This window comes from Maribacter sp., from assembly GCA_020629415.1.
Taxonomy (GTDB): Bacteria; Bacteroidota; Bacteroidia; order Flavobacteriales; family Flavobacteriaceae; genus Maribacter; species Maribacter huludaoensis.
In genome coordinates this window covers 96,021-110,505 of the sequence record JAHDDL010000008.1, presented here as the reverse complement: position 1 = coordinate 110,505, position 14,485 = coordinate 96,021, and the positions used below count along the sequence as shown (strand labels likewise).

At 35.2% G+C, this 14,485-nt stretch carries 13 protein-coding genes; 6 read left to right on the top strand and 7 right to left on the bottom strand.

Features of this window, described 5'->3' with window-relative positions; genetic code table 11:
- Nucleotides 1–132: 132 nt before the first annotated feature.
- A complete protein-coding gene (gene rseP / locus QZ657_RS05430) occupies nucleotides 133–1,485 on the bottom strand; it encodes an RIP metalloprotease RseP (RefSeq protein WP_291965470.1) in 1,353 nt (450 codons plus the stop codon).
- Between the two features lie 162 nt (nucleotides 1,486–1,647).
- On the opposite strand from rseP, the gene QZ657_RS05425 reads away from it, so the two are divergent.
- Nucleotides 1,648–2,319: an SCO family protein gene (locus QZ657_RS05425; protein ID WP_291965468.1), complete on the top strand. Its 672-nt coding sequence runs from the start codon at nucleotides 1,648–1,650 to the stop codon at nucleotides 2,317–2,319.
- A gap of 58 nt (nucleotides 2,320–2,377) precedes the next feature.
- On the opposite strand, the gene QZ657_RS05420 is transcribed toward QZ657_RS05425, so the two are convergent.
- On the bottom strand, nucleotides 2,378–4,033 hold the full coding sequence (locus tag QZ657_RS05420) for a hypothetical protein (RefSeq protein WP_291965466.1): 1,656 nt from the start codon (nucleotides 4,031–4,033) through the stop codon (nucleotides 2,378–2,380).
- 347 nt (nucleotides 4,034–4,380) lie between these two features.
- Here QZ657_RS05420 and QZ657_RS05415 point away from each other — a divergent pair, with 347 nt between their 5' ends.
- The 3 genes from QZ657_RS05415 to QZ657_RS05405 all read left to right on the top strand — a co-directional run bounded on the left by QZ657_RS05415 (nucleotide 4,381) and on the right by QZ657_RS05405 (nucleotide 8,611).
- Nucleotides 4,381–4,626 carry a FeoA family protein gene (locus tag QZ657_RS05415; RefSeq protein ID WP_291965464.1) on the top strand — a complete coding sequence of 82 codons (246 nt, stop codon included), beginning with the start codon at nucleotides 4,381–4,383 and terminating at the stop codon, nucleotides 4,624–4,626.
- Complete coding sequence (gene feoB / locus QZ657_RS05410) at nucleotides 4,623–6,815, top strand: ferrous iron transport protein B (protein ID WP_291965461.1); 2,193 nt, start codon at nucleotides 4,623–4,625, stop codon at nucleotides 6,813–6,815. Before QZ657_RS05415 ends, feoB begins: the two co-directional genes overlap by 4 nt.
- Before the next feature lie 257 nt (nucleotides 6,816–7,072).
- Nucleotides 7,073–8,611, top strand: a complete 1,539-nt coding sequence (locus tag QZ657_RS05405) for a carboxypeptidase-like regulatory domain-containing protein (RefSeq protein WP_291965459.1) — start codon at nucleotides 7,073–7,075, stop codon at nucleotides 8,609–8,611.
- Between the two features lie 2 nt (nucleotides 8,612–8,613).
- Here QZ657_RS05405 and QZ657_RS05400 read toward each other — a convergent pair whose 3' ends face one another.
- Entirely contained in the window at nucleotides 8,614–9,000 is a 387-nt protein-coding gene (locus QZ657_RS05400; protein ID WP_291965457.1) for a DUF423 domain-containing protein, read from the bottom strand.
- A gap of 71 nt (nucleotides 9,001–9,071) precedes the next feature.
- Between QZ657_RS05400 and QZ657_RS05395 the strand changes: the two genes are divergently transcribed.
- Nucleotides 9,072–9,470, top strand: coding sequence for a TonB-dependent receptor (locus QZ657_RS05395; protein WP_291961285.1), 399 nt, complete (start codon nucleotides 9,072–9,074; stop codon nucleotides 9,468–9,470).
- A gap of 3 nt (nucleotides 9,471–9,473) precedes the next feature.
- On the opposite strand, the gene QZ657_RS05390 is transcribed toward QZ657_RS05395, so the two are convergent.
- From QZ657_RS05390 to QZ657_RS05375, 4 genes are all read right to left on the bottom strand, one after another.
- Entirely contained in the window at nucleotides 9,474–9,896 is a 423-nt protein-coding gene (locus tag QZ657_RS05390) for a DUF2141 domain-containing protein (protein ID WP_276470346.1), read from the bottom strand.
- Between the two features lie 155 nt (nucleotides 9,897–10,051).
- A complete protein-coding gene (locus QZ657_RS05385; RefSeq protein WP_291961287.1) occupies nucleotides 10,052–10,492 on the bottom strand; it encodes a hypothetical protein in 441 nt (146 codons plus the stop codon).
- 86 nt (nucleotides 10,493–10,578) lie between these two features.
- Entirely contained in the window at nucleotides 10,579–11,400 is an 822-nt protein-coding gene (locus QZ657_RS05380; RefSeq protein ID WP_276470348.1) for a ZIP family metal transporter, read from the bottom strand.
- 27 nt (nucleotides 11,401–11,427) lie between these two features.
- Entirely contained in the window at nucleotides 11,428–12,090 is a 663-nt protein-coding gene (locus tag QZ657_RS05375; protein ID WP_276470349.1) for a metal-dependent transcriptional regulator, read from the bottom strand.
- Nucleotides 12,091–12,167: 77 nt separating this feature from the next.
- Between QZ657_RS05375 and QZ657_RS05370 the strand changes: the two genes are divergently transcribed.
- Nucleotides 12,168–14,444 (top strand): TonB-dependent receptor, encoded by a 2,277-nt coding sequence (locus QZ657_RS05370; protein ID WP_291965454.1) that lies wholly within the window; start codon nucleotides 12,168–12,170, stop codon nucleotides 14,442–14,444.
- The last annotated feature ends 41 nt before the right edge of the window (nucleotides 14,445–14,485 follow it).

Sequence of the window (14,485 nt, the reverse complement as noted above, 5' to 3'; positions counted from 1 at the left end):
CAAGGACCCTCTGATTAACAGTCAGATGCTCTAACCAACTGAGCTAAGGAGGAAAATAACCCGTTTTAGTTTCCTAAAGCGGGTGCAAATATAGTAGTTTTTTGAAAGTCTCCAAACAAATAAATTATTTTTTTATTTAAATATCGCTTTATAAACATCATTACCGTTTGCGAACAGTAAAAGTGCTATTAAAATAAAGAATCCGGTAATCTGTGCGTACTCTAAAAATTTATCGCTCGGCTTTCTACCTGTAATCATTTCGTAAAGCAAAAACATTACGTGACCGCCGTCTAAAGCAGGTATCGGCAGAATATTCATAAATGCTAGAATAATGGATATAAACGCAGTGGTACCCCAAAATGCTGGCCAGTTCCAAGTATCTGGGAACATACCACCAATGGCAGCAAAACCACCAACCTCTTTATAAGCACCGGTATCTGGGTTAAAGATTTTCTTCATTCCCTTAATGTAATCTGTAAGTGTCTTAACACCTTTGTTCCATCCTGCCGGGATAGATTCTAAAAAAGTATAGTTTAATGTTTCAAATTTAAAATACCCCTTTTCCTCAAATTCCTCTAATGAATTTAACCCAGCATACACTCCAAACTTTCCTTCATCAGAAACATTTGCATTCAAGTTAACCTTCTTCCCATCTCGAATTACTAATACGGGAACACTTTTTCCTTTATTGGCTTCCAAAACCGGTATTACTTGATCTTGATACTCTACGGGCGTACCGGCAATTTCAACAACAGCATCACCAGCTTTAAATCCACTATCCTTATTTTGAGAATCTTCAGGGATTTCTCTAATTACAAACGGATTCCTATAATTTATAAACCTAGCATTTTCCCTATTATCAGAAATTGTTTCAATAAAATTTACAGGTATATCCTTTTCAATTATATTACCGTCACGTTCTAAAGTTATTTTTTCACCATAAACTACTTCAGGCATAATACCATTTAAAGCTTTAATCTTTTTACCATCAACAGCAATTACCTTATCTCCCGTTTCTATTCCAAGGGCATTACCCAAGGTAGTATCGGTAACCCATACTCCGTCTTTTAGACTGTCATTTGCAATGTATGTTTCACCATAGGCATATGCCAGACCAATGAATATAACAACGGCCAAAATGAAATTTACCGTTACGCCGCCTAACATTATAATTAAACGTTGCCAAGCCGGTTTGCTTCTAAATTCCCACTCCTTAGGTTCTTCTGCCATGGCTTCTTTGTCCATGCTCTCATCTATCATACCAGATATTTTTACATATCCGCCAAGGGGCAACCAACCAATACCGTATTCGGTCTCACCTATCTTCTTTTTAAAAAGTGAAAACTTTACATCAAAGAACAAGTAGAATTTCTCAACTCTGGTCTTAAAATATTTTGCCGGTATAAAATGCCCTAACTCGTGTAGTACTATTAATATTGAAAGGCTTAAAAAAAATTGAATTGTCTTTATTACAATGGGGCTCATCCTTATTTCGTGAAAATTAAAATCGCACAAAAGTACATTTTTACAACCGCTAAAAAAAAGAAACCCACTGACCTTATGGTATTTTATGAATAATTTATAAGCAAGACATCTATATTTACTTGAAATCTTGACACCCCTAGCGTACCTTTGTAAAAAAATAGTATGCGGTCTTTCTTCGCAAAATTCAAGATTTTTGGAATAGTACTTTTAATACTTTCCGTCATAATCATATATTTATTTTATAATGCCCTACAGCCTGTAAAACTGTTGCCCGTGTATTCTCCTGCCATGGTAAATGCAGAATTAGTGGCAGAAGAAATTCAACATGTTAGAAAGTACCATACCATTGCAGATTTTTCATTGACCAACCAAAATGGCGAGACCATTACCCAAGAAGATTACAAAGGTAAAATCTATATAGCCGATTTCTTTTTCACCACCTGCCCTACTATTTGCCCTATCATGACCAAAAACATGGTAGACCTACAAAAGGCACTGGGCAAAGATTCTGATGTTATGTTGCTATCACATTCCGTTACGCCAGAGATCGACTCGGTAGCACAGCTTAAAAAATATGCTGTTGAAAAAGGGATAGATGACAGGAATTGGAACTTGGTTACCGGTGATAAAAAACAGATCTATGAATTGGCACGAAAATCTTATTTAGCTGTTAAAACCGATGGCGATGGCGGACCATTTGATATGATACATACCGAAAATTTTATTTTAGTGGATAAGGATAAACGCATAAGGGGCTTTTATGATGGCACTAAAAAAGAGGATATTGAGAAACTATTGAAAGATGTTGAACTACTAAAAGAATCTGATAAATAATAAAAGCCCCCAGTACAGATCGTATGGGGACTTTACATAATCTAATCTATTTAGAATTTTATTTACAGGCTTCTGAGAATGCTTTTGCAATCTTTATCTGATCTTCTTCAGATTTTGAAAACTCGCCACTATCAATACGCTCTGCTAGTACTGGGCAACTAGCAAAAAATTCTGCACTAGCTGTTTCAGCCTTTTTAACGCCTTCTATACTAAAATAGTACGTATCGGTATCGGTTAAGTCTTTAAATAGCTTTATACCTGTACCAACGTAAACGCGTTCCATAAAAATTGTACTATTTAAGTTAAAACCGGACAAACCGGCTTCTGTAGATTTGATAAAACCTTTTTTAGGATTAACCGGTTCAAATACTCGGTCTTCAATAACTATTTCAGAGACCTCTTTACATTTTAAAGACGAGTTTTTGGTTTTACCTTTTGCATTAACGTAAGTTACGGTAACTCTTTTTGCAGTAGTATCGCCACTAACATCCATTATATTACCACCCTCAGCTTCTTTTTCTTGAGGAGAAAAACGCATAGAAATTTTACCTTCCATCTTTTCTCCATCACCTTTAATTACATAACCTACCTCATTATCTATATTATTACCCTCAATAGCTTCTTTTCTTGCAATTTCAGCTAAAACCGGATCAACAGTATACCCTTCAGAATAGATACGCTCACCTGTAGCCGTATCATAATTGAAAGTATACCTTTCATAATGTTTATTGAAATCGTTTCTTTTGGCTTTTGTTATCCATTTCTTTTCTTCTGTCTCTAAAGCCATATCCATATACTTAGATGCAGCGTCAAAATCTTCTTGCATCAACGCAACATTATATAGGTTCATAATTAGTCCCCATCCCGCTTTTTTACCAACTTTACTTGATAGGTCATAAGTAGCTAATTTTTCTTCCCAATACGTTCTAAAAGACTGTAATTGTTCTTTACCTGACCTTAATTCTTCTAGATTGGTAAAAGCAGCAGACATTTCCTCAAAAGCTATAACCTTAGCTTTTGTTTCATCTTCTAGACCTTCTGTTTTCTTATCTTTTATAAAATAAAACTTTTCTGCTTCGCTATTAGATCTATTATCATAATCTGCATAAAGTAATGGAGTCAATTCCTTGGCTAAAAAGTTTTTGCCAAGACTTCTTCTTAAATATTCTTCAACTAAATAAGGGGTTCCCTTAACCTTATCTTCGCCAAAAATAATCAAGAACTTTTCTTCTTCTTCAAAATCAAATGTAATAACCTCAGGAATAATTTTACCCTGTGAGTCTGCCTTTGCAAGCACGGGAATACGATTATAGTGCACACTTTCTCCATTCAACATGGTCAAAACAGATATGGCTGCATCTGAATTAGGTACAATTGATACGCTGTATTTTTCTTCACCCTTATTTCGAGTAAATTTCATATCAAGGTCTTTTATAGTCAATCCCTTTAAAGCAAAAAGAAAATCCGGCGTTCCGTTTTCATCTGTTAATTTCGTAAAATCTTGAAATTTTAAAGCATTATTAAATGCTTCTTCAGTAAATGGCAAAGCAGCGTCGTTGGAGTTTGCAAAGCCACCCATATATGTTTTTACGTTTTTGGGAACAGGTTTTTTTGCATAACTAGGAATTGCGACCGTAATGTTCTTTCCTTTGGTAGACTGTCCAAAAATGGATACTGCTCCAAAAAGGAATAATACTAGTAATGGTTTTTTCATGATTGGTTGTTTATCTATTTAATTAAGTTGATTACTCTTCTCCTGTCTTTTAGATTACTTGTATTGCTGTATTCTATGTTAGAATTGTTGTAGATGCGCAACAATACAAAACAGCTAAAAGCAATTTTAAAAGTATTTTTATTCAGCGGTATAAATCTTACTAATCTAGAAAAGACTAATATTCAACGCATATGTTAAAATAATATTTCACAAATTCCCATCTGTTAAAATATTGGCAACCGCATTAACCGATCTACGTTAGAACTAGTAGTTATTTATTCTAAAAAGTATAGGGAATAACTATATTTCCACTACTTTTGCCTTACTTATAATGAATCTAAATAAAATTGGAAACTACTGTTGCAGATTTAAAGCGAGGCCAGAAGGGAATTATAAAAGAATTCACTCAAGACTTATTGCCGATCAAGCTACTTGAAATGGGCTGTCTGCCTGGTAACAAAGTAGAATTGGTACAAGTAGCACCGTTAAAAGATCCAATTTATATTAATGTCAACGGATCACATATTGCCATTAGAAGAGAAATGGCCTTACATATAGCACTTGATATTATAGAAGACAATGCTGTAGTATGAGTAAACAAATTAATGTAGCCCTTATAGGAAACCCAAATACCGGGAAAACATCTGTTTTTAATCAGCTTACAGGATTAAACCAAAAAGTTGGTAACTATCCAGGAATTACCGTTGAGAAAAAAGAAGGAATCTGTAAACTGCCCAGAGGTGTCAAAGCCCATATTTTAGATTTACCAGGTACCTATAGTTTAAACACTACATCATTAGATGAAAGTGTTGCCGTTGAACTTCTTTTAAACAAGAATGACAAAGATCACCCAGATGTTGCCATTGTTGTATCTGACGTTGAAAACCTCAAAAGAAACCTTCTTCTTTTTACACAGATAAAAGATTTAAAGATACCTACCATTTTGGTCATTAATATGGCCGATCGTATGGTTCGTAAAGGGATTACCATAAATATTGAGTTATTGGAGCAAAAATTAAACTCTAAAATTGCTCTGGTAAGTACTAGAAAAGAAACCGGTATAGATAGATTAAGAAATCTTATTGCAGATTATAAAAATCTACCAAAAAGCCAAAATGTAGATATATCGGTTATTGCACCTGATTATTTTGAGCGATTAAAAGAAGCTTTCCCCAAAGAAGATGTCTATAAACTTTGGTTGGTGATCACACAAGATGTGAATTTTATGCCATTGGAAAAAACCCTTATCAAAGATACTTCCTCTTTTACCACAAAATCAAAATCAGAGCTTAAACGTCTTCAGCAAAAAGAGACCATATTACGTTATCAATTCATTAACGGCATTTTAAAGGAAACCTATAAAATAGATGCCAATGCCGCCAAAGGATTTAGAGCTACTTTAGACAAGGTATTGACACATAAAGTATTTGGCTACCTCATCTTCTTTTTAATTCTGCTTACCATTTTTCAGGCAATTTATGGATGGAGTGAATACCCAATGGATTTAATTGACGGTTTTTTTGCTTCTGCCACAGAATGGGTAAAAGACACATTGCCGCCCGGTGTGTTTACAAATCTTATTGCAGAGGGTATTTTAGCCGGTATTGGTGGTATTGTTATATTCATACCACAGATAGCTTTCTTATTTTTATTTATAGCCCTATTGGAAGAAACAGGTTATATGAGCAGGGTAGTCTTCTTGATGGACAGAATAATGAGACCCTTTGGATTGAGTGGTAAAAGTGTGGTTCCATTAATTTCAGGTACCGCATGTGCTATTCCAGCGGTAATGGCCACTAGAACTATTGAAAACTGGAAAGAAAGGTTAATTACTATTCTAGTAACCCCGTTCACTACTTGTTCGGCAAGGTTACCGGTCTACCTCATTATCATTGCCTTGGTCATACCCGAAGGCAGTTTTCTTGGATTAAGTTATAAAGCCCTGACCTTAATGTCGTTATATTTAATGGGCTTTGGAGCTGCTATTCTGTCGGCGGTAATTCTGAACAAGATCTTAAAAATTAAAAGTAGGTCTTTCTTTGTAGTAGAAATGCCCAACTATAAACTACCGTTGATAAAAAACGTTGCCTACACCGTTCTTGAAAAAACAAAAAGTTTTGTTTTTGGTGCCGGTAAAATAATATTGGCCATATCTATTGTGCTATGGTTTTTGGGCTCTAACGGATTTTCTGATGAATTTAAAAATGCAGAAACCATAGTAGCACAAAGAATTAAAGAAAAGGGTTTTAGCGCCAATAGCGAGGTTTACTTTGAAAATCAACAAGAAACACTTGGAAATAACTTGAACAAAGAAGCTGCCGTAACGCAGTTAAAAGATTTAGAAGAACGAGCGCTTAGCCAAGAGATTGCGAGTTACAAGCTTGAACATTCTTACATGGGCTACATGGGCAAGGCAATAGAACCTATAGTTAGGCCATTGGGTTATGATTGGAAAATTGGTATAGCCGTACTTACATCATTTGCTGCACGAGAAGTTTTTGTTGGTACACTTGCCACTATTTACAGCGTAGGAAACGATGAAGAGGAAACCATTAAAAATAGAATGGCGGCAGAAATAAACCCCAGAACCAAAAGACCATTGTTCAATTTAGCTTCAGGCATTTCTTTATTGCTATTCTATGCATTTGCCATGCAATGTATGAGTACTTTGGCAGTTGTAAAAAGAGAGACCAACTCATGGAAATGGCCGGCAGGCCAACTGGTATTTATGAGTCTTTTTGCTTATATTGTAGCTTTAATAGCCTATCAAATATTAAAATAAATATGGATATCATACAACACATATTGGTTTACATTACAGTAGCTATTTCCGCTTTTTATTTGATCAATAAATTTTTACTCCCAAAATCTGTTTGGGCGGGTAAAAAAAATAATTCCAAAGCTTGTGGTCAAGATGATTGTGGCTGTCATTAAATTTTATATTTCTGTTAAACCTTTTTTAAAACGTTCATAACAATTTCTAAAATTGTAACGCTACTTACATTTGTTCGTCTAGATTGCGTAGGAATAATCTATACTATGAACTCAAGACCGTTTTTGTTACCCTTTTTAACTTTTCTATTTTTAAATGTAGTTAACATTAATGCCCAAAGCTTAAGTGCTACGGTAATAGACAGTGTAAGTCAACAGCCTATACCATTCGCCTCGGTTCAATTAAAGGAGAAATGGGCAATCACCAATGAAGAAGGTAGCTTCAATTTAATATTTGATGAGGTTATCACAGAAAACGATTCCCTTATGATATCATCAATGGGGTATGAAACATTAACAAGACCTATAGCAGAATTTACCTCAACCAAAATTTTACTTGTTCCAAAAGCTATAGAGCTGAAAGAGGTCATCGTCTCAAACAAGAATTACACAGCTGACGAAATTATGGATTTTGTGGAAGACAATCTGGAAAAAAATTATACCAATGATCTATCCAAGAAAAGACTATTCCATAGAACAACCAACACTGACAGATGGACTAAAAGCGGTTTTAAGGTCAAAAAATCTTCTATAGCCGTATTAAATCAACAATTTATTGATAGCGTCATTAATACAGTACCTAAGAACGACACTTATTATTCTGAGGTAGTCGGTGATTTATATGGTAATTATGATGAAGAAGTTCAAAAATTTAATTTGCTGAAAGCATCAAAATTATACGACAAAAACACGGAGTTTGATTTTGAAAGAATGGAAGAAAAACTAAATACTATTCTGAAGGAAAATGTAAAGCCCGGATCATATTTTAAAATTAAATCAGGTTTGTTATCGTTCAAGGTAGATTCTGAAGAAGTAAGCTCTCTTTTTGAAGAAGAAGTAGATTCTACCGATGTTGCGGCACTTAATAAGGAATTGGAAGAGAAAAAGAAAAATAAAGAAGAAAGACAAAAGAATTATGGCAATTGGAAAAGAAGACAATTAGCCAATATTTTTAGTGGATTACCTACTCAAGAAAAAAGTAAACTCAACTTCATAAACAAGAAAAGAAAGTATGAGTACACTTTAGAAGAATTCACTTATCTAGGCAATGACGCCGTTTATGTAATCTCATTTGTTCCAAGTGGGTCCGCAGATTATGAAGGTACATTATATGTAAATGCAGATGATTTTGCCGTATTGCAAGTAGACTATAGCAATGTAAAGCCTATTAGCAACTTTAACCTTTTAGGTATATCAAGCAACAATTACCTATCTAAGGGCAAAATAATTTACAACCAGGGTAATGATGGCTTGTACGGAATACGCTATTACGAATCTGAAAACGGTATGCGCTATGGTGTTAAAAGACCACTAAAAATTATTGAAAAAAATAAAATTGTTAAAGGTAGAAATAAGCAAAATGAATTAGCGGGAGATATGGATTTTGTAGTTATAGGTACCGAAAAGAACGAAATGATCGTTTTTGATACAGAAAATATAAATCAAAAAACCTTTGATGCTTTTAAAGAAAACAATACCGTATTGCCCACTTATATGCCTAAATATGACCCTACTTTTTGGGAGGGTTATGCCATTATGGAACCCAATACGGCCATTAAAGAGTTTACCGCAACTTCAGAAAATTAAGATTAAACAAGATTCTTAATAAAATTATAAAATAAAAGCCCCCAACCTAATACTAAAAATAGTCCGCCAAGTGGGGTTATTGGACCTAATAATTTTATTTTGTTTCCTTTAGATGCAGAAATACACAAACCGTAAATACTGAAAGAAAAAAGAATTGTCCCTATAATTAAGCAATAGATAATTGCTTTTTCCAGTCCCGTTTCTAAGTTTAAATTAAAGCTTAACATCAGTATCAATAGCGCATGATACATTTGGTATTTTACTCCCGTTTCAAAACTATTTAATTGATCAGCTGTAAACGTTTTTTTAAGTAAATGTGCACCAAAGGCACCAAATACCACAGCTAATAAACCCAACAAGGCTCCTACCAATTGCGCAACTAAAACCATATCTTTTTATTTCAAAGATACTGTCATCTCCTTTTAATTCATAAATTACAGAAACCATAATCTTATAAACTATGAAATCATATCTCTTAATCTATAGTATAACATTCGTTTTGATCTGCAGTTGTGGACCTGTAAAACATACGAGCGGTAACACATCTTCTTTAGATACCGAGTTAAGGGAAAAGAATAGAGCGAATGTTTCTCTATTACAACGTATTCGACAAAAGCCTGGCGTAGTGCTTCAAAACAACGTTCCTATTTTAAACAAGACCACAAATTCGTTTGATTCAGGCGGAAATCAGGAGCCTTTATACGTTTTAAACAATCAGGTTATAGGAAACTCCTTTCTTTCAGTCAATGAGCTTATAGACAGTTATAACGTAAAGAAAATTGTAATTCTATCTGGTGCAGATGCTGCAGGTTATGGCACCCAAGGTTCTAATGGTGTAATCAAGATAACAAGTTACTAATTGCTAATTTAACCTAATGTTCATTTCCATATGAGAATTTACGGTAAATACACATTCCTTATATTTTGGCGGTCCGAACATTTTCATTTTTCCTTTGGAGAAAGCTATTTGCTCTTTAGGGATGCCCAGCATATTGGTGTCTAAGTTTTTATTACCATTGGCATCATGAAAAATAGCAATAGCATACTCCCCTTCCGGTAGATTTTTGATATCAAAAGCCGTTTTACCTTTCACGGCCTTTTCCGAACCTGACTTATAAACTTCATCGAACTTTAAAAAAGACCTTTCATTATTGTAGACGGCAAAACAGATATTGCCTTTTTCAGAAGTAACTCCGTCAATATTTACACTTACATTATGTTGTGCAAACAGACCTGTAGACAGAAAACCTAATACACACAATGTTAAAAGAGTTTTTTTGATCATGGGCGCTCACTAAAATTAAACCATCTTAGGACAAGCCTAAGAGGCAATAAATTAAATTTTATTTAAATCTCTAATATCGATTCAAAATTAGTTTCAATAGTTATGCCAAAGCTAAATTATATTTTATCCTTTACCCAACCTTACAATTACCAACCTTAATTAGGCTCACTTAAAGTACCCGTATAGGAGCTAAGTTTCTGAAATAATTGAACGGTTTCAACGGAATCTTTTAGGTTAAAGTATACATAAGCAGAATCTTTATAGACCAACTTAATTTTATTGTTATTGATATTATCTACAAATACGTGCACCTTCTTATTGGTCAAAGAATCTTTAAACTCCCTAAATACGCCTTTTTCCTTTTCCAAGGCAGAAAACCCATGCAAACGCTGCATTGGCGGAATTCTGTTAACGAACACTACGCTATCCAATTCACTTAAAGGAACTTCAACGTTATAAAATCCTGAACGTAGACCTAAACTAGTAGCATCATCAGTTACCCAATTTTTAACATGAAGTATTAAAACGGACACACAACAAATAACCGTTACGATCAACGTTACGGTCCAAATCCAATTTTTCTTAGAAGAATGCATAAAAATTAAAGTATCAAGTTAATAATACTATTGCCTTAAACGCTAAAATTGACATTAAATTATTGTGGTATTAAAACACCTTGATCTTAACCAAGACCAACATCTAAAGTCATCATTATTATAAAGCCCCCAATAAAGCCCATAGTAGCAATATCAGTGTATTTGTCTTGCTGGGTTTCAGGTATTACTTCTTCAACAACGACAAAGATCATTGCCCCTGCTGCAAATGAGAGTGCATAAGGTAAAATAGGCTGAAAAGTCATTACCGCCCAAGCACCTAATACTGCAGCTATTGGCTCCACGATAGCAGATGCCTGCCCAAACATAAAACTCTTTGTTCTACTTAAACCATGTCTACGTAATGGCATGGCAACGGCAAAACCTTCCGGAAAATTCTGTAAACCTATACCCAATGCCAATGCTACGGCACCGCCAATAGAAGCTCCGTCAAAACCAGCCGCAACACCACCAAATAAAACACCCACCGCTAAACCCTCAGGTATATTGTGCAGAGTAATTGCCAAGGTTAAAAGTGTTGTTCTACGCCAAGGAGTTTTTACCCCTTCCGCTTCGCTTTCCTTAAAGTTTATATGTAAATGTGGCAGAACTTTATCCAACCCAAAAATAAACATAGCGCCTAGAAAAAAACCAATTGCCGCAGGTATGACCTTCACAAAACCTTCTCCAGGACTCATTTCAATACCTGGCGCCAGTAAACTCCAAAAACTTGCCGCTACCATTACTCCGCCAGTAAAACCCAGCATACCATCTAAAACGGCACGGTTCATTGTTTTAAACAGAAATACCAAAGCAGCGCCGGCAGCTGTTAGCCCCCAGGTAAACAATGTTGCATAAAACGCAGCCAACACTGGGTCTATAGATTCAAAATATGCTATAATTTCATTCATAATCTTGATAATTCAACGGTTAAAAACCTATTCTTCATCTACAATTTCCAAGAATAAATTTGTTGCTATTTGCTTAGAAATACTTATGGACCCCGATCTTGTTGAAATAGTTACGGAACCATCAAACTCCTCAATTTCCAATATTTTAAAAGTATCGCCCAAAGCGATTTTATTCTTGTCCAAAAATTTTAAAAATGCCGCCGAAGAATCATTGACCCCAACACAAACTCCCTGACTACCAACCGGCAATTCACTGATCAATTTTTTAACGGATTTGGTAAACACACCGTCCTTGTTAGGTATTGGATCACCGTGAGGATCAACCTTAGGATATCCCAAATGCGCATCTAATTTATCTATTAAAGTATCACTTTTAATATGTTCCAGTTGCTCTGCCACAACATGGACCTCGTCCCAAGAAAAATTCAACTTATCTACCAAAAACACTTCCCATAGGCGATGTTTTCTGATTATAGAAAGTGCAACCAACCTGCCTTTCTCCGAAAGTGAGACACCCTGGTACTTTTTATAGTTGACAAGAGACTTTTCAGAAAGCTTCTTCACCATATCCGTAACAGACGATGGCTTCGTTTTCATCTGCTCTGCAATAGCATTGGTAGCCACAGATTTACTATTAAAATCGCTTAAGTGATAGATTGTTTTTATGTAATCTTCTTCTGATAACGTCATTTGCAAACAATAATAACACAAAAATACATTTTTATACGTAAAAACAATTTTTTAGTTTTGTCTAAAATTTATTTTAGATGATTAAAATTTTATTTTTTGCCTACACTATTCTTTGTTTCGGCATGCTAAATGCGCAAAATTCTGAGATCTCTGGCACAATATCATCTAACGGTGTGCCTGAAGCATATGTGAACATTTATTTAAAAGGTACACAGATTGGTACCGCTTCAGATGAAAATGGTAAGTATTCACTTAAAAACGTCCCCTCTGGCAAATACACCCTCATTGCCTCCAATATTGGTTTTCAGAAATTTTACCAAACACTTACAATTACGGAAGGCCAGGATAAAATAATTGATATTAACTTAAAACCCTCTATAGAATCTTTGGACGAAATGGTCGTTACCGGAACTTTAAAACCTGTAAATAGATTAGAGAGCCCGGTACCAGTAGAAGTTTATAAACCTACTTTTTTCAAGAAAAACCCAACGGCAAGTATTTTTGAAGCCCTGCAAAACGTTAACGGAGTTAGACCACAAATTAATTGTAACGTTTGTAATACGGGCGATATTCATATCAATGGACTGGAAGGTCCGTATACATTGGTATTGATAGATGGTATGCCCATTGTAAGTGGTTTGGGAACCGTGTACGGCTTATCTGGAATACCCAACTCTCTTATTGAACAAATTGAAGTAGTCAAAGGTCCTGCTTCTACACTATATGGTAGTGAAGCCGTTGGCGGACTCATTAACATCATCACCAAAAACAATTTAACGGCTCCTAAATTTTTTGCCGATAGTTTTGTGACCGATTGGGGTGAATTTAATCTAAATGTAGGGGCAAAATTCAATGTAGGTAAAAAAGCAAATGTGCTTTTAGGCGCCAATTACTTCAAGTACCACAACCCTATTGATAATAATGGAGATAATTTTACAGACCTAACCTTACAAGATAGAATTTCAGTTTTTCAGAAATGGAACTTCACAAGAAAAAACCCACGCATCTTTTCTTTGGCAGGTCGTTTTTTTTACGAAGATCGGTGGGGCGGAGAAATGCAATGGACACCGGAATTTAGAGGCGGAGACGAAGTATATGGCGAAAGTATATACACCCGAAGATGGGAAATATTAGGAAAATATGAACTGCCGATTGAAGAACAGATGATGCTGTCTTTCTCCTATAATGACCACAAGCAAAATTCTGTCTATGGTGATGTTCCTTACTTGGCAGATCAACGAATTGGGTTTACCCAATTAACATGGGATAAAACTATAGGAAAACACAGCTTATTAGTAGGCTCTGCCTTACGCTATAATTACTATGACGACAGTACTCCCGCTACATTTAGTACAGAGGGGAATGAGCCAGATGAAGTTTTAATACCCAGTTTATTTGTTCAAGATGAAGTAGCGTTCAATAAAAAACATTCCTTACTTCTTGGAGGAAGATATGATTATGACAGCCGCCATGGAAACATATTTACACCCAGAGCCGCGTACAAATTCAAGTTTACCGATAATGATATCATTCGCTTAAATGCCGGTACCGGTTTTAGGGTAGTGAATCTATTTACAGAAGATCACGCAGCGTTAACGGGATCAAGAGATGTTATTATTGCAGAAGAACTAAAACCCGAACGTTCATTTAATGTCAACCTAAATTATTTAAAGAAAATTTATGGTGATAACGGTACTTTCGTTGGTTTGGATGCCTCTTTATTTTACACCAATTTCCAAAATGTAATTATTCCTGATTATGACACCAATCCTAATCAGATTATATATGATAATCTAAACGGCACCTCAATTTCAAAAGGGATAAGTGCCAACGTAGACGTAGCTTTCTACAACGGTTTAAAACTGATGATAGGCGGTACCATACAAGATGTCAGTAATACGGAAGATGGCGTAAAGGAAAGACAGATTCTTACAGAAAGTTATTCAGCAAACTGGAGTGTTAGCTATGATATCCGTACCTGGGACCTAACTATTGATTATACCGGAAATTTATATGGACCTATGCGACTACCTACCTTAGGCGACAACGACCCAAGAAGCGATTTTTCGCCTGCATGGAGTATTCAAAATATACAATTATCTTATGATGGAATAGAAAATCTTGAATTCTACGGAGGCGTAAAAAATCTGTTAGATTGGACACCTAATAGAGGAAATCCGTTCATTATTGCCCGCGCAAACGATCCATTTGATAAAGAAGTTACCTTTGATGCCAATGGCAATGCCGTTGCCACACCAAACAACCCAAATGCCTTGACGTTTGATCCATCTTACGTTTATGGTCCTAATCAAGGTATACGATCATTTTTTGGAGTACGTTACACGTTGAATTAAGCACAAAAGACAATTGCTATTTTGTATTTTTGAACAGCTCA